This window comes from Sanguibacter sp. Z1732, from assembly GCF_051020515.1.
Lineage (GTDB): Bacteria > Actinomycetota > Actinomycetes > Actinomycetales > Beutenbergiaceae > CALKWS01.
In genome coordinates this window covers 107,766-129,491 of the sequence record NZ_CP194857.1, presented here as the reverse complement: position 1 = coordinate 129,491, position 21,726 = coordinate 107,766, and the positions used below count along the sequence as shown (strand labels likewise).

Annotated in this window: 25 protein-coding genes, 2 tRNA genes and 1 pseudogene; 13 read left to right on the top strand and 15 right to left on the bottom strand. The window is 67.9% G+C overall.

Features of this window, described 5'->3' with window-relative positions; genetic code table 11:
• The first annotated feature begins 100 nt into the window (after positions 1-100).
• Positions 101-814: a zinc-dependent alcohol dehydrogenase gene (locus ACRRRO_RS00895; protein ID WP_434080911.1), complete on the top strand. Its 714-nt coding sequence runs from the start codon at positions 101-103 to the stop codon at positions 812-814.
• Between the two features lie 98 nt (positions 815-912).
• Here the strand turns inward: ACRRRO_RS00895 and ACRRRO_RS00890 are convergent, their stop codons facing one another.
• Positions 913-1,146, bottom strand: coding sequence for a hypothetical protein (locus ACRRRO_RS00890; RefSeq protein WP_424788230.1), 234 nt, complete (start codon positions 1,144-1,146; stop codon positions 913-915).
• A gap of 189 nt (positions 1,147-1,335) precedes the next feature.
• Here ACRRRO_RS00890 and ACRRRO_RS00885 point away from each other — a divergent pair, with 189 nt between their 5' ends.
• Positions 1,336-2,529, top strand: coding sequence for a zinc-dependent alcohol dehydrogenase (locus ACRRRO_RS00885; protein ID WP_424797493.1), 1,194 nt, complete (start codon positions 1,336-1,338; stop codon positions 2,527-2,529).
• A 66-nt stretch (positions 2,530-2,595) separates the two neighbouring features.
• Positions 2,596-3,492, top strand: a complete 897-nt coding sequence (locus tag ACRRRO_RS00880) for an SDR family oxidoreductase (RefSeq protein WP_424797492.1) — start codon at positions 2,596-2,598, stop codon at positions 3,490-3,492.
• Between the two features lie 43 nt (positions 3,493-3,535).
• Here the strand turns inward: ACRRRO_RS00880 and ACRRRO_RS00875 are convergent, their stop codons facing one another.
• Complete coding sequence (locus tag ACRRRO_RS00875) at positions 3,536-5,056, bottom strand: FAD-dependent oxidoreductase (protein ID WP_424797491.1); 1,521 nt, start codon at positions 5,054-5,056, stop codon at positions 3,536-3,538.
• A 153-nt stretch (positions 5,057-5,209) separates the two neighbouring features.
• The gene (locus tag ACRRRO_RS00870; RefSeq protein ID WP_424797490.1) at positions 5,210-6,634 is read right to left on the bottom strand and encodes a DEAD/DEAH box helicase; all 1,425 of its coding nucleotides are present in this window, start codon (positions 6,632-6,634) and stop codon (positions 5,210-5,212) included.
• Positions 6,635-6,976: 342 nt separating this feature from the next.
• Here ACRRRO_RS00870 and ACRRRO_RS00865 point away from each other — a divergent pair, with 342 nt between their 5' ends.
• Positions 6,977-8,122, top strand: a complete 1,146-nt coding sequence (locus tag ACRRRO_RS00865; protein ID WP_424797489.1) for a cytochrome P450 — start codon at positions 6,977-6,979, stop codon at positions 8,120-8,122.
• Positions 8,123-8,242: 120 nt separating this feature from the next.
• Here ACRRRO_RS00865 and ACRRRO_RS00860 read toward each other — a convergent pair whose 3' ends face one another.
• Positions 8,243-8,608 (bottom strand): fluoride efflux transporter FluC, encoded by a 366-nt coding sequence (locus ACRRRO_RS00860; protein ID WP_424797488.1) that lies wholly within the window; start codon positions 8,606-8,608, stop codon positions 8,243-8,245.
• Positions 8,605-9,042, bottom strand: a complete 438-nt coding sequence (locus ACRRRO_RS00855; protein ID WP_424797487.1) for a fluoride efflux transporter FluC — start codon at positions 9,040-9,042, stop codon at positions 8,605-8,607. Before ACRRRO_RS00855 ends, ACRRRO_RS00860 begins: the two co-directional genes overlap by 4 nt.
• 185 nt (positions 9,043-9,227) lie before the next feature.
• Between ACRRRO_RS00855 and ACRRRO_RS00850 the strand changes: the two genes are divergently transcribed.
• Positions 9,228-10,445, top strand: a complete 1,218-nt coding sequence (locus ACRRRO_RS00850) for a hypothetical protein (protein WP_424797486.1) — start codon at positions 9,228-9,230, stop codon at positions 10,443-10,445.
• Positions 10,446-10,489: 44 nt separating this feature from the next.
• Here ACRRRO_RS00850 and ACRRRO_RS00845 read toward each other — a convergent pair whose 3' ends face one another.
• Positions 10,490-10,864 carry a MerR family transcriptional regulator gene (locus ACRRRO_RS00845; protein WP_424797485.1) on the bottom strand — a complete coding sequence of 125 codons (375 nt, stop codon included), beginning with the start codon at positions 10,862-10,864 and terminating at the stop codon, positions 10,490-10,492.
• 57 nt (positions 10,865-10,921) lie between these two features.
• On the opposite strand from ACRRRO_RS00845, the gene ACRRRO_RS00840 reads away from it, so the two are divergent.
• Positions 10,922-11,047, top strand: coding sequence for a hypothetical protein (locus tag ACRRRO_RS00840; protein WP_434080910.1), 126 nt, complete (start codon positions 10,922-10,924; stop codon positions 11,045-11,047).
• Positions 11,044-12,228 carry an MFS transporter gene (locus tag ACRRRO_RS00835; RefSeq protein WP_434081618.1) on the top strand — a complete coding sequence of 395 codons (1,185 nt, stop codon included), beginning with the start codon at positions 11,044-11,046 and terminating at the stop codon, positions 12,226-12,228. The genes ACRRRO_RS00840 and ACRRRO_RS00835 overlap by 4 nt, the downstream gene beginning before the upstream one ends.
• Here ACRRRO_RS00835 and ACRRRO_RS00830 read toward each other — a convergent pair.
• Positions 12,180-12,261 (bottom strand) — tRNA-Leu (locus ACRRRO_RS00830). The genes ACRRRO_RS00835 and ACRRRO_RS00830 overlap by 49 nt on opposite strands.
• A gap of 29 nt (positions 12,262-12,290) precedes the next feature.
• Positions 12,291-12,767, bottom strand: coding sequence for a thioredoxin-dependent thiol peroxidase (bcp, locus tag ACRRRO_RS00825; RefSeq protein ID WP_424797484.1), 477 nt, complete (start codon positions 12,765-12,767; stop codon positions 12,291-12,293).
• Between the two features lie 147 nt (positions 12,768-12,914).
• On the opposite strand from bcp, the gene ACRRRO_RS00820 reads away from it, so the two are divergent.
• Positions 12,915-12,987 (top strand) — tRNA-Lys (locus ACRRRO_RS00820).
• A gap of 258 nt (positions 12,988-13,245) precedes the next feature.
• Here the strand turns inward: ACRRRO_RS00820 and ACRRRO_RS00815 are convergent.
• The 7 genes and pseudogenes from ACRRRO_RS00815 to ACRRRO_RS00785 form a co-directional block, all read right to left on the bottom strand.
• A pseudogene (locus tag ACRRRO_RS00815) lies at positions 13,246-14,223 on the bottom strand (IS1634 family transposase); the annotation flags it as partial.
• An 83-nt stretch (positions 14,224-14,306) separates the two neighbouring features.
• Complete coding sequence (locus tag ACRRRO_RS00810; protein ID WP_434080909.1) at positions 14,307-14,939, bottom strand: tyrosine-type recombinase/integrase; 633 nt, start codon at positions 14,937-14,939, stop codon at positions 14,307-14,309.
• On the bottom strand, positions 14,900-15,295 hold the full coding sequence (locus ACRRRO_RS00805) for a phage integrase SAM-like domain-containing protein (RefSeq protein ID WP_434080908.1): 396 nt from the start codon (positions 15,293-15,295) through the stop codon (positions 14,900-14,902). The genes ACRRRO_RS00810 and ACRRRO_RS00805 overlap by 40 nt, the downstream gene beginning before the upstream one ends.
• Positions 15,292-16,248, bottom strand: a complete 957-nt coding sequence (locus ACRRRO_RS00800; RefSeq protein WP_424798259.1) for a tyrosine-type recombinase/integrase — start codon at positions 16,246-16,248, stop codon at positions 15,292-15,294. The genes ACRRRO_RS00805 and ACRRRO_RS00800 overlap by 4 nt, the downstream gene beginning before the upstream one ends.
• Positions 16,245-17,519, bottom strand: a complete 1,275-nt coding sequence (locus ACRRRO_RS00795; protein WP_434080717.1) for a tyrosine-type recombinase/integrase — start codon at positions 17,517-17,519, stop codon at positions 16,245-16,247. Before ACRRRO_RS00795 ends, ACRRRO_RS00800 begins: the two co-directional genes overlap by 4 nt.
• A gap of 33 nt (positions 17,520-17,552) precedes the next feature.
• Complete coding sequence (locus ACRRRO_RS00790) at positions 17,553-18,182, bottom strand: hypothetical protein (RefSeq protein ID WP_424798088.1); 630 nt, start codon at positions 18,180-18,182, stop codon at positions 17,553-17,555.
• 463 nt (positions 18,183-18,645) lie between these two features.
• On the bottom strand, positions 18,646-19,098 hold the full coding sequence (locus ACRRRO_RS00785; RefSeq protein WP_434080907.1) for a hypothetical protein: 453 nt from the start codon (positions 19,096-19,098) through the stop codon (positions 18,646-18,648).
• Positions 19,099-19,203: 105 nt separating this feature from the next.
• Here ACRRRO_RS00785 and ACRRRO_RS00780 point away from each other — a divergent pair, with 105 nt between their 5' ends.
• Genes ACRRRO_RS00780 through ACRRRO_RS00760 form a run of 5 tightly spaced genes read left to right on the top strand, consistent with a single transcriptional unit; the run spans position 19,204 to position 21,725 of the window.
• Positions 19,204-19,521, top strand: a complete 318-nt coding sequence (locus tag ACRRRO_RS00780) for a hypothetical protein (protein ID WP_434080906.1) — start codon at positions 19,204-19,206, stop codon at positions 19,519-19,521.
• Complete coding sequence (locus tag ACRRRO_RS00775) at positions 19,518-20,345, top strand: SRPBCC family protein (protein ID WP_434080905.1); 828 nt, start codon at positions 19,518-19,520, stop codon at positions 20,343-20,345. The genes ACRRRO_RS00780 and ACRRRO_RS00775 overlap by 4 nt, the downstream gene beginning before the upstream one ends.
• Positions 20,342-20,728 carry a gas vesicle protein GvpJ gene (gene gvpJ, locus ACRRRO_RS00770; protein WP_424789199.1) on the top strand — a complete coding sequence of 129 codons (387 nt, stop codon included), beginning with the start codon at positions 20,342-20,344 and terminating at the stop codon, positions 20,726-20,728. Before ACRRRO_RS00775 ends, gvpJ begins: the two co-directional genes overlap by 4 nt.
• Positions 20,725-21,480 carry a GvpL/GvpF family gas vesicle protein gene (locus tag ACRRRO_RS00765; protein WP_424798085.1) on the top strand — a complete coding sequence of 252 codons (756 nt, stop codon included), beginning with the start codon at positions 20,725-20,727 and terminating at the stop codon, positions 21,478-21,480. Before gvpJ ends, ACRRRO_RS00765 begins: the two co-directional genes overlap by 4 nt.
• Positions 21,477-21,725, top strand: coding sequence for a gas vesicle protein GvpG (locus tag ACRRRO_RS00760; protein WP_424791690.1), 249 nt, complete (start codon positions 21,477-21,479; stop codon positions 21,723-21,725). Before ACRRRO_RS00765 ends, ACRRRO_RS00760 begins: the two co-directional genes overlap by 4 nt.
• Position 21,726: the final 1 nt, after the last annotated feature.

Here is a 21,726-nt window from a genome sequence, read left to right as displayed (position 1 = left end):
GCTGGCGATCGGCCAGGCGGTCACCTTCAACCCGGCGCTGAGTTGCGGGGAGTGCCCCGCGTGCGCCCGGGGCGCCGAACAGCACTGCGTTTCGGGCAAGGTGATCGGGGTGGCGCCGGAGATCGTTTCGGCCTATGCCGAGCAGATCGTCGTACCGGCCGGCAACGTGCTGCCGCTGCCGCAAGGGGTCCCACTCGCCCACGGAGCCCTCGCCGAGCCGCTGGCGGTGGGCGTCCAGGCGGTGCGCCAGGGCGGTATCTCCGGGGGTAGCACGGTGCTGGTGACCGGTGGTGGGCCGATCGGGCAGGCCGTGGTGCTGGCAGCGCTGCGCGCCGGTGCCGAGCACGTGGTGGTCAGTGAGCCGGTGAAGGGTCGGCGACAGTTGTGCGAGCAACTGGGCGCCACCACCATCGACCCGGCCGAGGGTCCGGCGAGCGAGCAGGTGCTGGAGATCCTGGACGGGCCCGCCCAGGTGGCGGTCGACGCCGTCGGCGTGGATGCCACCCTGGCCGACTGCCTGCACTCCGTGGGGCCGCAGGGCACCGTGGTGCTGGTGGGCATGGGTACCCCGCGAGTGAGCATCCCGGCGTTCGCGATCAGCACCGGCCAGCGCCACCTGGTGGGGAGTTTCTGCTACAGCCGGGAGGTGTTCGCCCACGCGGTGGACCTCCTCGGCCAGGCGGGCATGGACGCGGGCAAACTGATCAGCAGGGAGGTCCCGCTCGCCCAGGCACCTGAGGTCTTCGCCGAGATGGCAGCCGGGCAGATGGACCCGGGCAAGGTGCTGCTCCGGATGGGCCGCGACGCCGTCTGAGAATCGCGCGCGACTGCAGGCCGTAGGCGGCGATGACGCAAGCCGGCGGCGATCCCTGACCGCCGACGGTCGGGCCCGAGCCCGGGAACGTGCCCTCCTCAGGCGCGGTCCTGCACCTGGTCCTCCCCGCTCCCACGGGCGCAGTGCGCGCAGCAGTAGATCACGTCGTCGGCCTCCACCCCGTGGCCCAGGATCCGCACACCGCAGTGTGCGCAGGTGGGTGCCATGGCGTGGATGGCGCACTCGAAACTGTCGAACACCCCCGAAGAGTCGTCGCGGGTGATCGTCATCGTCTTGTCGTAACTGTTGCCGCAGGTGTCGCAGGTAGCCATGATGCGCTCCCTTATGTTGCCGATGTCGGTCCGTTTCAGGATCACCCAGCAACCGGCCCGGCGCGACCCGAGTCGCTCCGACGTGCAGCCGTGGTGGACCTGACCTACGTTGACAACCCCCGATGCCAGCGGATCCGGGGCGGGGCCCACCCGTAGCACCTCTGACCCAGGGAAGGTCGTGATCCTTCGATGCGCGCAGTCGTCTGGCAAGGCAAGGAGAAGGTCGGCGTCGATGAGGTGCCGACGCCGCGGCTACGGGAGCCCACCGATGCGATCGTGCAGGTGACCTCCACCGCCGTGTGCGGCTCGGACCTGCACCTGTACGCGGTGCTGGGCCCGTTCATGACGCAGGGTGATGTGATCGGCCATGAGGCGATGGGCGTGGTCACCGAGGTGGGCGCGCAGGTGGAGCACATCAAACCGGGGGACCGGGTGGTGATCCCGTTCCAGATCGCCTGTGGTCACTGCTGGATGTGTGACAACGGGCTGCACACCCAGTGCGAGACCACGCAGGTACGCGAGCACGGCACCGGTGCCGCGCTGTTCGGCTACAGCGCGCTGTACGGCCAGGTGCCAGGGGGGCAGGCCGAGTACCTGAGGGTGCCGCACGCCGACTTCGGGCCGATCAAGGTGCCCGACGACGACGAACCCGACGAGCGGTACCTGTACCTCTCCGATGTGCTTCCCACCGCATGGCAGGCGGTGCAGTACGCGCACATCCCCGCCGGCGGCAGCGTGCTGGTGCTGGGGCTGGGACCGATCGGGCAGATGTCGGCCCGGATCGCCCGCCACCTCGGGGCCGAGACAGTCCTGGCCGCGGACCTGGTGCCGGAACGGCTGGCGATGGCCCAGCGGCACGGGGCGCACGTCCTGGACCTGCGCGACATCGACGACCTCGGTGCCGTGGTGCGTGACCTCACCCAGGGGCGCGGACCGGATTCGGTGATCGACGCCGTCGGGATGGAGGCGCACGGGTCACCGGTCGCCGGGGCCGCGCAGAAAGTGGTCGGGTTGTTGCCCGACGCCGTGGCGGCGCCTCTGCTGAAGACCGCCGGCCTGGACCGGCTCGCCGCCCTGTACAGCGCGATCCACACCGTGCGTCGTGGAGGAACGATCTCCCTCTCGGGCGTGTACGGCGGCACGGCCGACCCGATCCCGATGCTCACCGCATTCGACAAGCAGCTCACCGTGCGGATGGGCCAGGCGAACGTACGCCGATGGGTGGATGACCTGATGCCGCTGGTCACCGACCCGGCCGACCCCCTGGGTGTGCTGGACCTGCGCACCCATCGGCTGCCTCTGGCAGAGGCACCGCACGCCTACGAGATGTTCCAGAAGAAGCTCCACGGCTGCATCAAGGTCGTCCTGGATCCGATGGCCTGAGCGCACTCGCGGTCCAACGACCGGGACAAGCAGTAGGAAACCCCGACGACGAACACGGAGGAACACATGGCCACCGACCAGCTCGAGTTCACCAACCCGGTCGAACGATTCGCCTCGATCAGCCCGCCCGAGCAGCGCCAACCCGAACCGGGACTGGAAGCGGAAATGGACCCGGTGCCCGACATCGGCGAGCACACCTACCGCGGCACCGGTCGGCTCAAGGGGCGCAAGGCCTTGATCACCGGCGGCGACTCCGGGATCGGGGCCGCCACCGCCGTGGCGTTCGCCCGTGAGGGAGCGGACGTGGCGATCGCCTACCTCCCAGCGGAGGAGACCGACGCGGCCAACGTGGCACGCATCATCACCGAGTCAGGTCAGCGGGTGGTGCAGATCCCCGGCGACTTGATGGACCCCGAGTACCCCAGCCGGGTGGTGGAGGAGGCCGTTCGTGAGTTGGGCGGACTCGACATCCTGGTCAACAATGCCGCCAAGCAGGTGGCGATCGAGGGCCTGGCGGACCTGTCCGATGACCAGCTCGAGGAGACCTTCACCGCCAACATCCTGTCCATGTTCCGCCTGACCAGGGCAGCACTCCCGCACCTGCAGCCGGGTTCCAGCATCATCAACACCACCTCGATCCAGGCCTACCAGCCCTCGCCCACGCTGCTGGACTACGCCGCCACCAAGGCCGCGATCAACAACTTCTCCAAGGGTCTGGCCGAGGAACTCGCCCCGAAGGGCATCCGGGTCAATGCCGTGGCGCCCGGGCCGATCTGGACGGCCATCCAACCGAGTGATGGCCAGCCGATCGAGAAACTGCCCGACTTCGGCAAGGACGTCGGGCTGGGCCGGGCCGGGCAGCCCACGGAACTGGCGCCCGCGTATGTGTTCCTGGCCTCCTCCGAGTCCAGTTACGTGCTCGGGGCCACCATCCACGTCAACGGTGGCCAACCCACCCCCTAGCCGGACCGAGCCACACGCGCGCAGCCCGGGTCGGCCGCGGACCTCAGGTGCGGTTCTCGGCCGGCCCGTTCCCGGCCGGCCCGGTTTCGTCGTCGACCGGCTCCAGGCCGGACGTGGCCGGACCTTCGATCAGGTCGCCCGCGGCGGTGAACCGGGACCCGTGCAACGGGCAGTCCCAGCTCTGCTCGGCGTCGTTCCAGCGGACCAGGCCGCTCATGTGCGGGCAGGTCGCCGAGACACTGCGGGTGCGGCCCTGCACCGTCGAGGTGGCCACCGCCTGCATCCCCTGGCGGGCCACGCACCCGGCGCCCTCGGAGGGGTCCTCCTGCCGGGAGCGCAGGAACGCGAGCCGGTCGGCGGCCAGGGTGCCCGCCACCTTGACGTTGTGAGTCACCCCGGAGCGGGCACCGGAGAGTTCGTGGGTGTGCCAGCTCCGGTACGCATCCGCCCACTCCGGCACCGCGCCGCCCAGGTGGCCGGCGATAACCGCGGCCGCGGCCGGGGCGTTCGTCAACCCCCACTTGGCGAACCCGCTGGCCACCAGCACCCGCCGGCCGGTCGGGGTCAAGGGCCCCACGTAGGGCAACTCATCCACCGGGTGGTAGTCCTGGGCGGACCACCGGTGCGCCGGGTCCGCACCGAAGTGAGAGCGGGCCCAGCCGGTCAGGTCCTCCAGCCGGGCGGCCTCGGACTCGGCATGACCCACCTCGTGGGCGTACCCCCCGGCCAGCACCCACTGGCCCGTCTCCGCCGGTGCGGTGCGCACCGACCAGCCAACGGTGTCGACCGCCAGGTACATGTCCATCTGCCCTGCCGACGGCAGGTGCGCCGCCGTCAGGTAGGAGCGCTGCGGCACCACCCGCGCGAAGAAGCCGCCGCGGTCGGCGATCGGGATGCCGGTGGCCAACACCACCCGATCGGCGTTCACCTCTCCCTTGGTGGTGGCCAACGTCGGGTCGCGGTCGCTGCCCACCGAAACCACCCGGTGCCCGGTGGCCAGGGTGATGCCGGCGGCCTCGGCAGCCGAGGTCAGTGCCGCCAGCAACTCCACCGGGTTCACCTGGGCCTGATCGGGCAATCCGGTGCCGCCGGCGAACGGGAACGGCACGTCGTCCTCATCGCGCCAGAACGGGTCCAGGCCGTGCTCGGTGAGCAACTCGTGCTCGCGTTCCACCTGGCCCAGCCCACCGGCGTCGGCGGCGTAGGTGATGCCCGCCGGGTGTTGTACCGCCACCTCGTGCTCGGCACAGAACCGCAGCAACCAGTCCATCCCGAACCGGTTGCCGCTGACGTACTGGCCCAGCGTCTCGGCCGGATGCTTGCCCGCGATGGAGGAGAACCGGGTGCCCTGCACCAGCGAGATCTTCGCATTCGAAGCCCCCGTGGTGCCGGCGCCGATGGTGCGCGCCTCCAGGACGATCACCCGATGCCCCAACTCCGCCAGCAGCACGGCTGTGGCCAGACCGGTGATCCCGGCGCCTACCACGGCCACCTCGTAGTGGGCCGACAGGTCGGGATCGTCGAAGGTGGGGAGGGTGCGTTCGGCGAACCAGAGCTGGGTCATAGCGGGTCCTTCCGTGGCCCGGCGGCAAGAACTCTCAGCGTATGGGTGGGACGAACAGGCGCAACCGGTGGCCGCGAACCCTCCGAGGGCACCCCGGGGACGTCGATCCGACGGGACCTCCGCGGCCGACTGAGCCGCGCCGGGCGGTCGAACCTAGACCGAAGCCGACCTCGTCTGGGAGCCACCTGCCCGGCCACGGGGCGCCCCGGAGCGACTGTGCCCGCGGGACCTACGCCGCCGGCCCGGCCCGGAGGAGCCACCGGCGCCCGAACTGGACCCGCCGTGAGGGGCCCCACCACGACCACGGCCACCGGAGCGACCACGCCCTGCGTTGGCGCGCTGCTGTGGCTGCGCCGGTGCCGGTGGCTCCACATAGGCGGCGACCTCACCCACGAGGGCGGTCACCGCGCCCGAGGTGGCCGTGACCGATTCGGGCTTGACCGAAATCTTGGCCTTGCGCATCAGTTGATGGGTGTCCCGGCGCTGTTCGGGTAACACGAGGGTGAGCACACTGCCCTCGGACCCGGCCCGGGCAGTGCGTCCGCTGCGGTGCAGGTAGGACTTGTGTTCCGCCGGCGGGTCCACGTGCACCACCAGTTCCACATCGTCCACGTGCACACCGCGGGCGGCCACATCGGTGGCCACCAGAACCGATGAGGTGCCGTCTGTGAAGGCCTTGAGGTTCCGGTCGCGCTGGTTCTGGGAGAGGTTGCCGTGCAGGTCCACGCTGGGGATGCCCGCGGCGGTCAGTTGGCGGGCGAGCTTCTTGGCCTGGTGCTTGGTGCGCATGAACAGGATCCGTCGCCCGGTGCCCGAGGCCAGCGCCTGGACCACGTCGCGTTTGGTGGTCACGTCGGCCACCTCGAACACCCGGTGCGTCATCGCCGACACCGGGGAGTTGGCGCTGTCCACCGAGTGACGCAGTTCGTCCTTCAGGTAGCGGCGCACGAGTGCGTCCACACCGTTGTCCAGGGTGGCGCTGAAGAGCATCCGTTGGCCCCCCGACGGGGTGCGGTTCATGATCCGGGTGACCACCGGTAGGAAGCCGAGGTCGGCCATGTGGTCGGCCTCGTCCAGGACGGTGATGCTCACGTCCCCGAGGTTGGCGTGGCCCTGGTTCATCAGGTCCTCGAGGCGGCCCGGGCAGGCGATCACGATGTCCACACCGGCGCGCAGCGCGCTGACCTGACGGTTCTGGCTGACACCACCGAAGATGGTCGTGACGGTCAGGTCATAGGCACCGGCCAGGGGTTCGAACACCGCGGCGATCTGGGTGGCGAGTTCGCGGGTGGGAGCCAGCACCAGGCCGCGGGGATGGCCCGGACGGGTGCGACCGGAGCCGTGGCCCCGACCCCCGGCCGGTTGCCGGCTCGCCTGGGCCAGGCGCGTCACCAGCGGCAGCGCGAAGGCCAGGGTCTTTCCGGACCCGGTCTTGCCGCGGCCGAGCACATCCCGGCCGGCGAGCGTGTCGGGCAGGGTGGCGACCTGGATGGGGAAGGCTGAAGTGATCCCGGTGGCGGCGAGCCGCTCGACCAGGGGGGAGGGCACGCCGAGCGCGCCGAAGTCGTTCTGGGACAAGTGTTCGTCTCTCAATGCTTTGGGCCGGCGTCATGCCGGTGAGGGCCCGGGGGCCCGGTGGCGAAGGTGGCAGTGGCCACATCCGTTCGCCGAAGAAAGTCACTCGCGGGCCGGTGTTGCTTCGCCCAGCGTGATGAGGGAGCGTTCTGCGACGCAGGAGAGGCGGTGATCCGCCGCTCGGTGTCTTCGAGACTAGCACCTAAACGAGGCGACGACGTCGAAGCCCCGGTTCATCCGGCGTGCCACGGTGGTGCCCGGGCCGGTCAGGCGTCCAGCGGCACCACCGCAGGCAGCCGCGTAAAGTCGCGACGGAGACATTCGCCATCGAGCCAGGAGGCAGGAGTGGGAGACCCGGTCGAGATCGACGCGGAGCACACGTGGACGGACCAGCGGGTCATCCTCGATGAGATGCGGGAGCAGTGCCCGGTGGCTCACACGGACGGGAACGTGATGCTCCTGCGACACGCCGACGTCGTCGCCGCGGCTACCGACCCTGCGACGTTCTCCAGCACGGTCTCCACCCGACGGGTGATCCCCAACGGGCTCGACGGTCCCGAACATGCGCACTACCGGGCGATCGTGGACTCCTACCTCGGCCCGGAGGAGGTGGCCGACCAGGAGGGTCAGTGCCGCGCGACGGCCACCGCGATCGTGCGGGACCTGCCCCGCGGCGAGCTGGTCAGGACCATCACCGACATCGGCGTTCCCTACGCGGTGCGCACCATGTCGGCGTGGTTGGGCTGGCCCAGCGAGTTGGAAGCGGACCTGGTGGCCTGGATGGCCAGGAACCACGCTGCGACCAGATCGGGGGAGCGGGCCCGCACCGCGGCGGTCGCCGAGGAGTTCGACGACATGATCCGCTCCCTGCTCGCGGAGCGCCGGACCGGCCCGGTTACCGACGTGACCGGCGCGCTGATGCGTGAGCAGGTGGATGGACGTACGTTGACCGACGCCGAGGTCGTCTCCATCCTGCGCAACTTCACCGCCGGAGACTTGGGCTCGCTGGCCACCTCGGCGGGCGTGATCGTGCACTACCTGGCCTGCCACTCCGAGATCCAGCGTTGGCTGCGCGAGCAGTTGAGTACCGCATCCCCGGCCGAGTTCGAGGACGCGCTTAACGAGATCCTGCGCATCGATGACCCGTTCGTCTCCAACCGCCGACGCCTCACCAGACAGGTGCAGGTGGGTGGAACCACCCTGGACGCGGACACCCAGGTGCTCTTGAACTGGACCGCCGCGAACCGGGATCCGCGTGTGTTCGATGACCCCGATGAGTACGACCCGGCTGGTCACGCCGAGGCGAACCTGGTGTTCGGGATCGGCCCGCACGTGTGCCCCGCTCGCGGGCTGACGTTGATGGAACTGCGGGTGCTCACCGAGGTCCTGCTCCAGGAGACCACCTGGATCGAACTGGACGCCCATGAACCGGCCGTGCGCGAGATCCCTCCGGTGGGCGGCTGGGCCCGGGTGCCGGTGGTGCTGCACTGAGGCTCCTCGGCCGTTCGAGGGGCGGGGAGGCCGCCCCGAGCCGATGGCCGACGGCCCGCGTAGCCCCGAGGTCGGGATCAGGTCCGTCCGCGGGCGAGAACACGTTCGGGCCCGCCGCGCTCATGTGGCGGTCAGCAGGATTCCGCCGATCGCCACGGCGGTGCAGGCCACGATCATGCCCGGGCCGTGGAGCAGCGCCGCGGCGCGGCGTTCCTGCCGGAGAAGTTCCAGGCACTCCAGACTCGCCGTGCTGAACGTGGTGTAGCCGCCCAACAGGCCGACGGTGAGTACCGGGGCCCACGTGTGGTCGAGCAGCATCCCGGTGAGCACACCGAGCGCCAGCGAACCTGTGAGGTTGACGATCATCGTGCCCCAGGGATACCGGTCCCGCGCGCGGGTGGGCACGGCGCGATCGGCGAGGAATCGCAGCGCCGAACCCACCCCGCCGGCGAGCGCGACGACGAGGGCCGTGCCGAGCCCACTCATCGCCGCCCTGCCCGCGGGTCTGCGACCCGTAGACCGGCCCAGCTCGCCCCGAGACCGAGCAGGAGGGTGGCGCCGCCGTATCCGATCGCCTCGGCGTAGCGCTGCGCTACCAGGAACTGGGCGATGTCAGTGGCGAGCAGGCTGTAGGTGGTGTAGCCGCCGAGGAGCCCGGCGCCGAGCAGCAGGTGCAGTCGCCGGCGGGTGCGGCCGAGGTGAGAGCTCATGGCAAGCCGCTGCACGAGCACACCCAGCAGGAAGGCACCGGTGAGGTTGACCGCCAGGGTTGCCACCGGGAAGCCGGCCGGGCTACCGAGCAGTGCGTCGATGGCGTAGCGCGCGGGAGTTCCGAGTGACCCGCCCGACGCCACGATCAACGCGTCGCGCAGCACCGGCGCGGCGCTACCCCTGGGCGCTGTCGACCGTGGGGTGCTCATGGTGAACCTCTCGACCTCCGGCGCCCGGCGCCGTTTTGGGACGTACGTGAACGGGACGTGCCTGCGCCCGTCGGCGAACCGCTCGGCAGACTACCAATCCGGGTGTTGCTGCCTCAGGTGCCCGGTCATGGCATCGGACGGCGTTCATCGATAACCTGGTTCGATCTCGAGGAGGAGGTGGCACTATGACCGAGTCCGCACCCGCAGCAGAGTCCACGGTCAGCAAGTTCTTCGGGGGTCGGTACGGGCGATTGATCCTGCCCGGGGTGATCCTGCAGTCGGTGCTCATCGGCGGTGGTTATGCCACCGGCCGGGAGATCGTGGAGTTCGGCGCGACCTACGGCGCCATGGGTTGGATCGCCGGCGTGGCGATCATCATCGGCTTCGGGCTGATGGCGTTCCTGATGTTCGAGATCGCGCGCCGCTTCCAGGTGTTCGACTACCGGCGGCTGTTGCGCGTCCTGATCGGGCCGCTGTACTGGCTCTTCGACATCGTCTACATCATGCTCGCGATCCTGATCATCGCGATCATGGCTGCGGCCACCGGTGAGATCGTGCAGCAGACCATGGGGTTCAATTACTGGGTCGGCGTGATCTTCATGATCGTGGTGGTCTGGCTGCTGATCTACTACGGCGAGGGCCTGATCGAGAAGACCAAGAGCGTGGGCACCACCGCGCTGTACCTGGGATACATCATGTTCGCGATCCTGGTGATCAACCGCAACTGGGATCAGGTTGTCGAGACCTTCCGCACCGTGGATCACTCCCTGCACCCGGACATCTCGTGGATGGCGGTGCTGTGGGCGGGAGTCCTCTATGTCGGATACAACCTCGCCGTCTACCCGGCCGCACTGTTCACCGCCCGCCGGCAGACCCGGCTGCGGCACGCCCTGGTCTCCGGAGTCGTGGCCGGATTGTTCATGACCCTGCCGTGGTTCCTCACCTATATGGCCCTGATGGGCTTCTACCCCAGTGCGGAGGTCTTCGATGCCACCGTGCCCTGGCTGGTGATGCTGGGACCGGAGGCGGTCTGGGTGGTCGTGCTGTTCGGGATCGTGGTGGGTTGGACGCTGATCGAGACCGCAACGGGCATGATCTACGCCCTGGTCGCCCGAGTGGACCAGAACCTGGTGGACGCCAAACGCCGGCCGATGAACCGCCGTACCGGCGGCTTCATCGCCGTCGGCACCCTGGTGCTGGCGCTCCTCCTGGCCCAGGTGGGCATCATCGACCTGATCGCGGTGGGTTATACCGCGATGGCCTACGCCATGATCGCGGTGTTCGGTATCCCGCTGCTGGTGCGTGGTGGCTACCTGATCATCACCCGCAAGGGGCAGGCGTTCAGTGCGGCGACCGATCCCACGGAGCGACGCACGGAGCCGGTCGCAAACCAGCGGGACTGAAACCGCTGGACCGAACGGGTAGCGCCGAGGGCCGGGACAGTCCCTCAGGCTTCGGTGAGGACGGCGTACCGGGTCTGCCCGAGGAATCCCCGGATCGTGTCCCGACTCCTGGACAGGCAGTCGATCCTGCCCTCGATCTCGGCTAGTTCCCGTGCCAGTTTCTCCGCGACGTCCCGGCTGCAGGTTGCCACCAGCTCCTCGCACGGCAGCGCCTCCAGGTCCAGGATCGCCCGGACGAGCCGGGTGGGTAGGCCGGCTCGGATGAGGCCGGCCACCCGTTCTACCTTCGCCACATCCGCATCGCGGTAGGTGCGGTAGCCGTTATCGGCCCGCTCGGCACTGATCAGGCCCTGCTGTTCGTAGTAGCGCAGCAGCCGGGGGGCCACTCCCGTGCGCCGGGCCAGTTCCCCGATTCGCATCGACAAACCCCTCACGCCTTGACATTGACATTAATGTCAAACTTTAGCATCGGGCGCATGAACCGAGAGATCATGGACGCCCGAACCGAGGAGACCTCCGAGCGCGGCGACGTAGGCGTGGTACCCGTGCGGACGACCGCCGGAGTGACGATCGGCTTCCGTGGCTGGCCTTGGTCACCATGACACTGACGACCTTCGTCGTCGTCAGCGCCGAGATGATGCCGGCCGCGGTGCTTCCGGACATGGCCGACGGGCTTGGTGTCTCCCTGGCGCAAGCGGGCCTGCTGGTCTCGGCCTGGGCTGCCACGGTGGTGGTGGCGAGCCTGCCGCTGGCGCGCCTGACCGCGCGGCTCGAGCGTCCCAGGGTGATCGCGGCGGCGCTGGTGGTGGTGGCGCTCGCAACGGTGGTGACGGCCTCGGCCGATACGTACGGCACCGCAATGGCCTCACGGCTGGTCGCTGCGGGCGCCACCGGTCTGCTCTGGTCGCTGATCAACGCCCACGCGGCCGCTATCGTGCCGCAACGCCACATCGCCCGGGCAGCGGCGATCGTGCTGTTCGGCGGCACCATGGGTACTGTCGTTGCGATCCCGGCCGGTAACGCCATCGCCCAGGTCGTCGGGTGGCGGGTGCCGTTCCTCGTCCTCGCGGTTGCGGCGCTGGCAGCGGCCGTGGCGGTGGGTGTGGTACTGCCCCGGCATCGTGTGCACACCGCCGTCGTCGTGACCGGCATACAGCGCACGGCCGCGCCGGTGCGGTTGTGGCCGGTGCTGGCCACCGCCGGGCTCGGCGGACTCGTGCTGTCCGCGCACTTCATGGTCTTCACCTTCGTGGCTGAGGTGCTGGCGCCCAGTGCGGTTCCGACGCCGCTGTTGCTCGTGGTCTTCGGCGCGGTCGGGGTCGGCGGCCTGGTGCTGGTGGGTCTGACCGGTGACCGTTACCCGACGATCGTGCCCGTGGTGGTCTCACTGGCGATGGCTGCCGGCGTGTGGGGCTTGGTCGGCCTCGGCCGCCACGCCGTGCTGGACGTGGTTCTGGTCGCAATGTGGGGCGTGGTGCTGGGCGGGGTGGGCCCGGCGGTGCAGGGCAGGGTGATGAGCATGGCCGGCAGCCGGCACCGGGCCACGGCGGGATCCCTGATGCCGATCGCGATGAATCTGGGCATCGCCCTCGGCGCGGCAGCGGGCAGTGCGGCGGTCGACCTGTGGTCGCCGCAGACACTGCCGGTGCTGGCGCTGGTCCCGCTCCTTGCCGCAGCCACGGGTTTCCTACTGCTGGCCCGGCACGCCCGCCACGGCGGGCTCGGGGCGACGGGTGCGCGAGGTGGGACTCGAACCCACACGCCCGAAGGCACAGGAACCTAAATCCTGCGCGGCTGCCAATTACGCCACTCGCGCTCGCGGACAAGCCTACGTCCGCCACGGCCTCAGTCGATACCGAGGTCCCGGCGCAACTTGGCGACGTGCCCGCTGGCTTTGACGTTGTACTGGGCCAGGGCCACCGAGCCCTCCGGGGCGATCACCACGGTGGAGCGGATCACACCGGTGTAGGTGCGGCCGTAGTTCTTCTTCTCACCCCAGGCACCGTAGACCTCCAGGGTGGCGTGCTCGGGGTCACTGAGCAGGGGGAACGTCAGCGACTCCTTCTCCACGAATCCGGCGAGCGCCTCCTCTGAGTCGGGGGAGACCCCGACGACGGCGTAACCGTGGGAGGTCAGGCTCGCGAGGTTGTCCCGGAAGTCGCACGCCTGCTTGGTGCACCCGGGGGTACCGGCAGCAGGGTAGAAGTAGACGATGACGCCGTTCGTCGCCTCGGCGAGATGGTCGGCCAGCGACCAGGACGAGCCATCGGCTGCGGTCAGGGTGAAGTCGGGGGCTTCGTCTCCGGGGGAGAGGCGATTCACAAAAGGCTCCTTGCGTCAGGGATCTCGATCTCGCCAGCCTACGCGCGGTGGCTGGCGTGGGCAGGGGTGTGGGACTGGTCACGAGCAGCCGTTCGGGTTCGCCGCACCGGTCCGGCTGCTGCTAGCATCACTACCCGCTACTTACGCGCGCCTCTAGCTCAATTGGCAGAGCAAGTGACTCTTAATCACTGGGTTCCGGGTTCGAGTCCCGGGGGGCGTACTTCGTTACGTTACCGAACCCAGCCGGATGAGTTCCAGCGGGCCCCTCTTCGCGGGTACTGCCTCAGGCCGGTGAGCACCTCTCGTGCCGCAGTTCCCACGCGCTTCGCCTTCCACATGCGCGATGGTGAGAGCTGTGCGACTCTCGTGCTACGAGACCGCACCGATGGTCATCTGGCCCACGGGGCCACGAATCCCGAAGTACCGACACACAGACTGGGGTCCGAGATGGACACATGGAAACCTGACTTGGCTCAATTTAGTGTGCCCCTTGATGGACCGCCTTGAGCGCGGCGGCGAGGTCCTCGGGGAGGGGGTCAGCGGCGGTTATGTCCTGGCCGCCTGCGCGGATGGTGACGGTCTTGTAGCGCCGGGCGGTGGTGATGAACTTCTTCAGTGACCAGCCGGTGAGGTGTTCCAGGCGACGTGCGACGGCCAGGGCGGCGAAGACCACGGTCAGGTGCGCCTCGATCGAGTCGTGCAGCCGGTGGTATATCGGGCGGGCGGGCAGGTCGTGTTTGGACATCCGGAAGGACTTCTCGATGTGCCAGAGCCGATGGTAGGCACTAATGATGAACTCCGCGCTGGCGCGCTCGGGTAGCAGGTTGGTGACGTAGCCCTTATAGCCTGCCAGGGCGCGGGCCTTGGCCTCCAGTTCCCGGTTGACGTAGCGATCCTCATCGATGAGGGTCAAGAACCGGTTCCGCTTGACCTGAGCCCGCCCGGCCGCGGCCCGTTCAGCTTTCGCGACCTGCTCATCGATCCCGCGCAGCGTCCGCCGGGCCCGCCTGGCGCGGTACTGGTAGTAGATGCGCCCTTCCCGGCGCGCTCCGGCCGGACCGGAGAAGGTTTTGGCGGTGAAGACCTGCCCATCCTCAGGCCCCTGGTCGGGGTGGTTCTCCATCCACTTGGCGATCACGTAGGGGATCTCGGGGATGCGCTGGCCGATGATGTAGGACAGGCCTGCTGCGTCGATGGCTTTGCGGTTGTCGTGGCTGAGCATGCCCGCATCGGCCACGACCGTGACATCGGATAACTCGTGTGCGACCTTGAACGCCTCGAGCACCGGCAGGATTGTTTTGGTCTCACCCTCGTTGCCCTTGAAGGAGTTGACCATCAGCGGGAACCCGCTGGCATCGGTGAGTAGTCCGATGAGGATTTGCGGGTCTATGCGACGCTCCTTGGAATAGCCTGGTTCGCGAAACCCGTCGGCTTCATCGGCCTCGAAGTAAAGCGTTTATGCCGACCTTCTGGTTATGCCGATGTTTGGGGTATCGGCCCAGGTCAGGGCCTTGTCGGTGGCCTGAAAGGTCGGCATATTCATAGGGTCGCGAGCCAGGCGAGGATGTCGGGTTCGGGCTGGTAGGTGCCGGGGTCGGTGTTCGGCGGGCGGGTGCGGTCGATCGCGGCTTGCTTGATGGCCATGTCGGCGTGCAGGTAGGCGTCGGTGGACTGGGTGTGTTGGTGTCCGAGCCAGAGAGCGATCACGGAGATGTCGACGCCGTGGGTGAGCAGGGTCATCGCGGCGGTGTGCCGCAGGGTGTGCATCGTGACGTGCTTGTCCGCGATGCTGACGCACTCGGCGGCTGCTGTCGCGACGTGGATCTTGAGGCGGTGTTCGAGGGCATCGGGTGAGAGGTGCTGGCCGCGGGGTCCACAGAAGAGCGCCTCACCGGGGCGGGCGCGCCGTTCGGCGAGGTAGCCGGTCATGACCGCGACGGTGGTCGAGGTCAGCGGCGTCGATCGGGTGCGCCGGCCCTTGCCGGTGCAGGTGACATTCGCGCCGACACCGAGCCTGATGTCGGCGTAGGTCAGCGAGGTCAGTTCGCTGATGCGTAGCCCGGTTTGGATCGCCAGGACCAGCAGGGCATGGTCGCGCCGGCCGGTCCACCGGGTGCGGTCGGGCGCGGCGATCAGGGCGTCGGACTCTGCGGGAGTGAGGAACTCGAGCATCGGTTTGGGATGGCGTTTGGGTGGGATCGCCAGCACGCGGGTGATCGTGCCAGCGTGCTCGAGGTGAGGGGTAGGGCGTGGGCGAGCACGGCCCGGATCCCGGACAGGCGGGTGTTGCGGGTGGCAGTGCTGTTGCCGCGCTCATCCTCGAGGTAGTCAAGGAACGCGGTGACGTTCTCGGCGTCGATGTCACCGATGTCGATGCGCTCGATTCTGGTGCCAGTCCTGGCGGCGAGGAAGGTGATGAGCATCCGCCAGGTGTCCCGGTAGGTGCTGATGGTGTGCCCGGACAGGTTCCGTTGGGCGTGGGCGAAGGTGGTGAAGTACGTTTGCAGCTCGATGGCCAGGGCGTTCATGACAGGTCTCCTTTCGGGCTGGTCGCCTCGAGGCGTCCGGCTGCGGCGGCGAGCAGGTCCGGGACGGCGCTGAGGTACCAGTAGGTGTGTTCCGGGCCGGTGTGCCCGAGCCAGGTTGAGAGCAGCCCGAGGGTTCGGGCGGGGTTGGTGCTGTGGGTGTACGCGGCGATCATGTGCCCGGTGGCGAAGGTGTGGCGGAGGTCGTGCAGGCGAGGACGGCGCTGTCCGGTCGGGACCAGCTCGAGGGCGTCGACCAGAGCACCAAAGTGCTGCTCGATCGTTTCGAGGACGAAGCCGCTGCCACGGTTGTTGACGAAGATCGGCCCGGTCGGTGACGGACCGGTGGCCAGGCGCTCGGGCATGCTCAAGTACTCGACCAGCGCTGCTGTCGTTGACGGGTGCAGCGGGATGAGCCGGTCCAGCGGGGTCTTGGTGCCATGAACCTGCAACAGGTTCTCGGCCACCTCGAGGTCGTTGACTCTCAACCGGAGAGCCTCCCCGATGCGCAGCCCGGTGGCAGCGAGCAGGCCGATGATCGTGGACATCGTCGTCGCCACCCGCACGTCGGGGAAGAACAGCGGGCACGCCGTCAGCAGGTGGTCCAGGTCGGCCTGGGAGTAGATGAACGGTGCCGGCCTGGTCGTCCTGGCCGGGAGTAGCCCTGGCGGGATTCGCGGGACGTCGGCTCCGCGCGCGTTCAGCCAGGCCGCGAACGGGCGCACCGCAGTCAACCGTTGTGACCACCACACGGGCGCAGCATCAGCAGGTTCACGGGCCCACTGCACGGCGTCCTCGATCGTGAACGTCTCGCTCTTGCCGCGCTCTTGGAGCCAGTTGAGGAACTGTCGCAGCAGGTACTCGCTGGTCTTGAGCTGGAACCCCAGCCCGCGACGCTGAGCAAGGTAGGTGTCGAGCTCGTCGTGAAGGCACAGAGTGGACGGATCGCTGCTCATCGTGGCACCTGCCCGAACGGCACGGTCAGTGTCCGTAGCGAGGCCAGGTCGACCCGGGCGTACACGCTTGTGCTGGCGGCGTTGGAGTGGCCGAGGAGCTCTTGAGCCTCGATCAGGCTTCCACCGGTTGCGATGACGTTCATCGCTGCGGTGTGCCGCAGCCGGTGCGCATGCACCACTCCGAGCCCTGCCGCTTCGGCGCGGTGCTTGACGATGTCGGAGATCCCGGCGCTGCTCAACGCGCGGATCGGTGGCCGGACCCGCACGAACAGTGCCCGATCCAGTGCGTCAGGGCGCGCTTGCAGCCAGGCGATCAGCGCCTGGCCGACATCGACCGGTACTGGCAGCGTCAACCGCCGCGGTCCTTTGCCGATCACGCTGACCCGTCCGACGGCCCAATCGACGTCGTCGAGTCCCAGGGTCGCGGCCTCTCCGGCGCGTAGCCCGAGCCGCCACAGTGTGGTGATCACCGCCCGGTCTCGAAGGCCGACAATCGTGTCCAGGTCGCACGCGCTCAGCAGACCTTCGACCTGCCCGGGCGACAATCCCCGGGGCAGCATGGCCCGTGTGGCCCGGGCACGCAGGATCCCGCCAGTCAGGTCGCGCTCGATTCGACCGGTCGCCAGCGCCCACCGCAGCAGCGACCGCATCGCATCCACGATCGCGGCACGCGAAGCCGACGCGAGGCCTTCCGCACGGTCGACGATGAACGCGTTCACGACCGTGACGTCACACGCGCTCCAGTTGATCACTTCATCGGCAACGGGCAGTGAGTCGACCAGTGCGCCAACCCAGCCCCGACGATGATGGATACATGCCTGGCTGATCCCGCGAGCCTCGCGCTGCCAACGGCCCCACGCATCCAACTCGCCCACAGCGGCTGACCCCAACGGCGGCGCCTCCCTCGCGCTCGGGCCACGAACTCGCTTACGTACCAACTCCTCACCGGGCAGGTACCCACACTCGACGAGGAACCGGCGCACGGCCGGGGACCTCACCTTGACGATCACATGTCCCGGGACACCGGGGGCATACTTGGCCTGGAACGCCTCAAGCACATCAAGGCTCAGCGCTGCCAGCGACACATCGTGATCGTCCATCCAGGCGCTCAACCCGCGAGCCACGCCGAGAACTTGCGGGACCATCGTTCGTGAGTACCGCTCCGCTGCCAACCAGGCCGCCAACTGCTCCATCACCACCCCCTCCAGCGGACCACGAGCCACAACGGGCATCACCGGCAACACGACGACCACCTCCGAGCACACGAACACCTTGGAGGATCAGCGTGTCGTTATGCCGACCTTTCAGGCCACCGACAAGGCCCTGACCTGGGCCGATACCCCAAACATCGGCATAACCAGAAGGTCGGCATAAACCTTGTTATGCCGACATCGGCATAACAACGTGCTGACGTCATAGAGCACCAGGGCCGAAGGCCCCAGATCCGCCCGGGCGGCGCAGGCCGCCGCCAGACCCTGGCGAAAGCCCGGTTCGGCATAGCCGCCAAGACGACGCTTGAGGGTGGAGTACGACGGTGGGCTCAACCCAGCCTCGGCGATCACCCGCAAGGAGTCCAACTTACTGGTCGGCTCGATCAATCGCGCCAGCACCAACAGCCAGAACACCTGATCATCCCCAGCGGCTTGGGCCAAGCCCAGATCGGTATAGATGCGCTGCAAGGCCCCGATCAGGTGCTCAGTACGGGTGGAGGTGATCGGCAACGGCCCGGCGCTGGTGGCATCATCCAGGCCCAGGTTCAACTCCCCCTGCCCGGCTGCCAGGCGCTGGCGAGCGGCGGCCAGGAGCATCTCGTAGTCAGTATCGGTATGGGCCGAGCCGATATGCTCGATGTCCTTCGATCCGCCCCGCTTGGAGTGCACGATCTGGACCGCCCGGGCCCCCGAGGCGGTCTTGACGGTGCGGATGTAGCCCATCGGCACACTCTAGAACCCCCGAATTAGTGCACCCTTTCGACCCTCGCGAACCGCATTAGCCCAGGTCACAGCCTCGCCACTCCGCACAACCCAGACCGGTGAGCCAAGTCAGGTGAGAGCTGTGCGACTCTCGTGCTACGAGACCGCACCGATGGTCATCTGGCCCACGGGGCCACGAATCCCGAAGTACCGACACACAGACTGGGGTCCGAGATGGACACATGGAAATTGGCAGCATTATTGGTCGGGGGCTACTTGCTGGGACGCCGTAAGAAGGGCTTGGTGGCCCTCGCGACGGCTGGCACCTACGCGGCGAGGAAGTTTCCGATTCGGACGGCGAGTTCGAATTGCCGCCGGAGATCAAGGAACTGGGTGAACGCGTCACCGGCCCGCTGCTCGAGGCCGCCAAGGGTGCAGCGGTTGCCGTCGCTGCCAAGGGCGTCGACTCGCTGAACACCACGCTTCAGGACCGGACCGCGGAGATGCGACCAGGGTCTTCGGAGTCGGAGGAAAGTGAGGACGAGTCGGACCAGGAGGAGCCCGAGGAGGAGTCTGCTGAGGAGGAAGCCTCCGCTGAGGAGGAGTCCGAGGAGGAGCCTGCTGAGGAGGAAGCCTCCGCTGAGGAGGAGTCCGAGGAGGAGCCTGCTGAGGAGGAAGCCTCCGCTGAGGAGAAGCCGAAGCGCGCAGCGAGCAGCACCCGGAAGAAGACCTCCAGCAGTACCAAGAGTTCCCCGCGCTCAAGCAGTAAGTCCTCCAGCAGCGCCAAGAGTTCCTCCGGTGGTTCGAAGAGTTCCTCGGGCGGGACGAAGCGTTCCTCTGGAGGTTCGAAGAGATCCTCAGGCGGTTCGAAGAGTTCATCCGGCGGGTCGAAGGGCTCGTCCGGTGGCAGCAGGAGTTCCTCCTCTTCCCGCAGCACGAAGTCCTCGGGGAGCGGTAGTCGCGGCAGTGGCGGCGGCACCCGGTCCAAGAGCAGCAGCCGGTCCTCGTCCTGAGGTCGACCCGAGACAAGAAGGAGCGATCCATGGCCAAGGAATCATCCGAATCGGGCTCTTTGATGGACCAGTTGGGGCTGGACAAACTCAAGAGCAGCCTCGGTGAGTACGTGAGCGGCTGGGGCGAGAACCTCGTGCAGCGCGGCGTCGACAAACTCAATGACGTCGCCGAGCAGGCGTCGAACGGTGGCGGAGCGGCAGGTGAGGCGGCTAAAGAGGGCGCCGAGGAACTCGCCGAAGGCGAGTCTCCGGCCAAGGCTGCGCTGTCAGCAGCGACCACCGGCGTGAAGGAGAAGGCGAAGGACGTCTTCGGTGGCGGCGGTGGTAGCGAGGCAGCGGAAAGATGAGATTCGCCAACTTCGTGGAGACCATCGATGTGGGAATGCCGCTGAGCGTGGTCTACAACGCCTGGACGACGTACGACAGTTGGCCGGACTTCATGAAGAAGGCCGAGCATGCCAAGTTTAATGAGGACGACGGCACCGCTGAGATGAAGGGCCAGGTCTTCTGGTCCCATCGCAGTTGGGAGGCCACGATCGTTCAGCAGGTCCCCGACGATCACATTGTGTGGCGCTCAACGGGAGAGAAGGGCCATCTGGACGGGGCGGTGTCGTTCCATCCGTTGGGTGACCGACTCACCCGGATGGTTATCGTCGTCGAGTATCACCCCCAAGGCTTCTTCGAGAAGACCGGCAACATCTGGCGGGCGGTGGGCCGGCGGCTTCGGCTGGAACTCAAGCACTTCGTCCGGCACGTGATGACCGAGGTGATCCTGGATCCGGACAGCGTCGAGGGTTGGCGCGGGGAGATCCGGGACGAGGAAATCGTGCGTACCCACGACGAGGTCGTCGAAGAAGAGCAGGCCGAGGAAGAGCAGGCCGAAGAAGAACCCGAAGACTCCTCCGAGGAGGACGCTCCCGACGACGAGGCTCCCGCTGAGGCCGAGGCCGAGGCCGAGGAGGAGCCGGTCGAGGAGGATGAGGACGAGCCCGAGGATGAGGGTGAAGCCGTCGAGGAGGATGAGGACGAGCCCGAGGATGAGGGTGAAGCCGTCGAGGAGGAGCCGGTCGAAGAGGATGAGGACGAGCCCGAGGATGAGGGCGAAGCCTCCGAGGAAGAAGAGCAGTCCGAGGAGCGTCCCCGGACACGAAGGAAGGCGAGGTCACGATGAGTACTGCTACTGCGACGAGGCGCCACGGAAGTTACATCGAACGTCCCTCTCCCAGTTCCCTGGCCGACGTCGTTGAGATCATCCTGGACAAGGGTCTGGTCATCGACGCCTACGTCCGGGTCTCCCTCGTGGGTATCGAGGTCCTGACCATTGATGCTCGGATCGTCATCGCAAGCGTGGACACCTACTTGCGCTTCGCGGAGGCCACCAATCGTCTCGACCTTGAGGCCAAGGGTGGACGAGACCTGCCGGAGTTGTTCGGAGACAGTACTGAAAGCGCCTCCGAGGGCAAGGTCAGTGGCGCGATCTCCGGCGCCAAGGATGCCCTCATGGGCGACGATGACGAAGAGGAAGAGGCCGAGGAGGAAGAAGCCGAGTCGTGACCCCTGGGCAGGCTCCCACGAGCGAACTCTACGTCTACGGCATCACGACCGCGGCCGCCCGCATCCCCGAGGAACTCACTGGGGTGGACGGAAGCGGGGTTCGTACGCTCGAGTTGGGTGCGATCGCCGCGGTGGTCTCGGATCTCGACGATGCCGAGGACTTCGGTCGGCCGGCAGACCTGCGTGCGCACGCCAGTGTGCTGGACGCCATTGCGATGGACGTGCCGGTCCTGCCCATGGCCTTCGGGACGCTCGTGCCGGAACTGGAGGCACTGGAGGAGATCCAGGATCCCGCCCGCCAGCAGGAGTACCTGCTGGGTCTGAAGCAGGTCGAGGGTGCCACCCAGTTCACCCTGCGTGCCCGATATGTGGAGGCGAGCATCCTGAACGAGGTGGTCGCCGAGAACCCGGAGATATCCCGGCTGCGGGACGCCACCCGCGGCGACTCCTCCGAGGCGACGTACTACGAGCGCATCCGCCTCGGGGAACTCATCGTCGGTCAGATGCAGGAGAAGGCCAAGCAGGACGCCGGCCGCATCTTGGAGACTATCCGTCCGCTGGCACGAGATCTGCGCATGCGAGAGACCAGCCAAGCCGAGGATGTGCTGGATGTCGCGCTCCTGGTGGCCCATGAGGCCCGGTCGACTCTCGAAGACTCTCTTGAGCAGGTGGCAGCAACGATGCACGATCGGGTGACGTTCCGCCTGGTCGGGCCCCAGGCGCCCTACGACTTCGCGGGTGAGGCCCGATGAGCCTGCTCTGGAACGTTCTGAGCCTCCCTCTGGCACCGCTTCGCGGTACCGTCTGGGTGGCTGAGCGCGTGCTCGAGCAAGCCGAGCGGCAGCACTACGACCCCGCCTCGATCCGACGGCAACTCGATGAGGTTGCCCGCGCCAGGGAGTCTGGCGAGATCGACGACGAGCAGGCGGACGCGATGGAGCAGGAACTGGTGGCCCGGCTCATCCAGTCCCGCCGACGTCCCGACAAGGAAGGTTGAG

Bases quoted from the DNA above. Each gene is read 5' to 3' on its own strand.
- ACRRRO_RS00760 (WP_424791690.1), top strand. From the start codon at position 21,477: ATGAGCCTGCTCTGGAACGTTCTGAGCCTCCCTCTGGCACCGCTTCGC.
- ACRRRO_RS00835 (WP_434081618.1), top strand. From the start codon at position 11,044: ATGACACTGACGACCTTCGTCGTCGTCAGCGCCGAGATGATGCCGGCC.
- ACRRRO_RS00840 (WP_434080910.1), top strand. From the start codon at position 10,922: ATGAACCGAGAGATCATGGACGCCCGAACCGAGGAGACCTCCGAGCGC.
- gvpJ (WP_424789199.1), top strand. From the start codon at position 20,342: ATGAGTACTGCTACTGCGACGAGGCGCCACGGAAGTTACATCGAACGT.
- ACRRRO_RS00810 (WP_434080909.1), bottom strand. From the start codon at position 14,939: ATGCTCGAGTTCCTCACTCCCGCAGAGTCCGACGCCCTGATCGCCGCG.
- ACRRRO_RS00800 (WP_424798259.1), bottom strand. From the start codon at position 16,248: ATGAGCAGCGATCCGTCCACTCTGTGCCTTCACGACGAGCTCGACACC.
- ACRRRO_RS00880 (WP_424797492.1), top strand. From the start codon at position 2,596: ATGGCCACCGACCAGCTCGAGTTCACCAACCCGGTCGAACGATTCGCC.
- ACRRRO_RS00775 (WP_434080905.1), top strand. From the start codon at position 19,518: ATGAGATTCGCCAACTTCGTGGAGACCATCGATGTGGGAATGCCGCTG.
- ACRRRO_RS00805 (WP_434080908.1), bottom strand. From the start codon at position 15,295: ATGAACGCCCTGGCCATCGAGCTGCAAACGTACTTCACCACCTTCGCC.
- ACRRRO_RS00885 (WP_424797493.1), top strand. From the start codon at position 1,336: ATGCGCGCAGTCGTCTGGCAAGGCAAGGAGAAGGTCGGCGTCGATGAG.
- ACRRRO_RS00780 (WP_434080906.1), top strand. From the start codon at position 19,204: ATGGCCAAGGAATCATCCGAATCGGGCTCTTTGATGGACCAGTTGGGG.
- ACRRRO_RS00890 (WP_424788230.1), bottom strand. From the start codon at position 1,146: ATGGCTACCTGCGACACCTGCGGCAACAGTTACGACAAGACGATGACG.
- ACRRRO_RS00875 (WP_424797491.1), bottom strand. From the start codon at position 5,056: ATGACCCAGCTCTGGTTCGCCGAACGCACCCTCCCCACCTTCGACGAT.
- ACRRRO_RS00845 (WP_424797485.1), bottom strand. From the start codon at position 10,864: ATGCGAATCGGGGAACTGGCCCGGCGCACGGGAGTGGCCCCCCGGCTG.
- ACRRRO_RS00860 (WP_424797488.1), bottom strand. From the start codon at position 8,608: ATGAGTGGGCTCGGCACGGCCCTCGTCGTCGCGCTCGCCGGCGGGGTG.
- ACRRRO_RS00850 (WP_424797486.1), top strand. From the start codon at position 9,228: ATGACCGAGTCCGCACCCGCAGCAGAGTCCACGGTCAGCAAGTTCTTC.
- ACRRRO_RS00855 (WP_424797487.1), bottom strand. From the start codon at position 9,042: ATGAGCACCCCACGGTCGACAGCGCCCAGGGGTAGCGCCGCGCCGGTG.
- ACRRRO_RS00790 (WP_424798088.1), bottom strand. From the start codon at position 18,182: ATGGGCTACATCCGCACCGTCAAGACCGCCTCGGGGGCCCGGGCGGTC.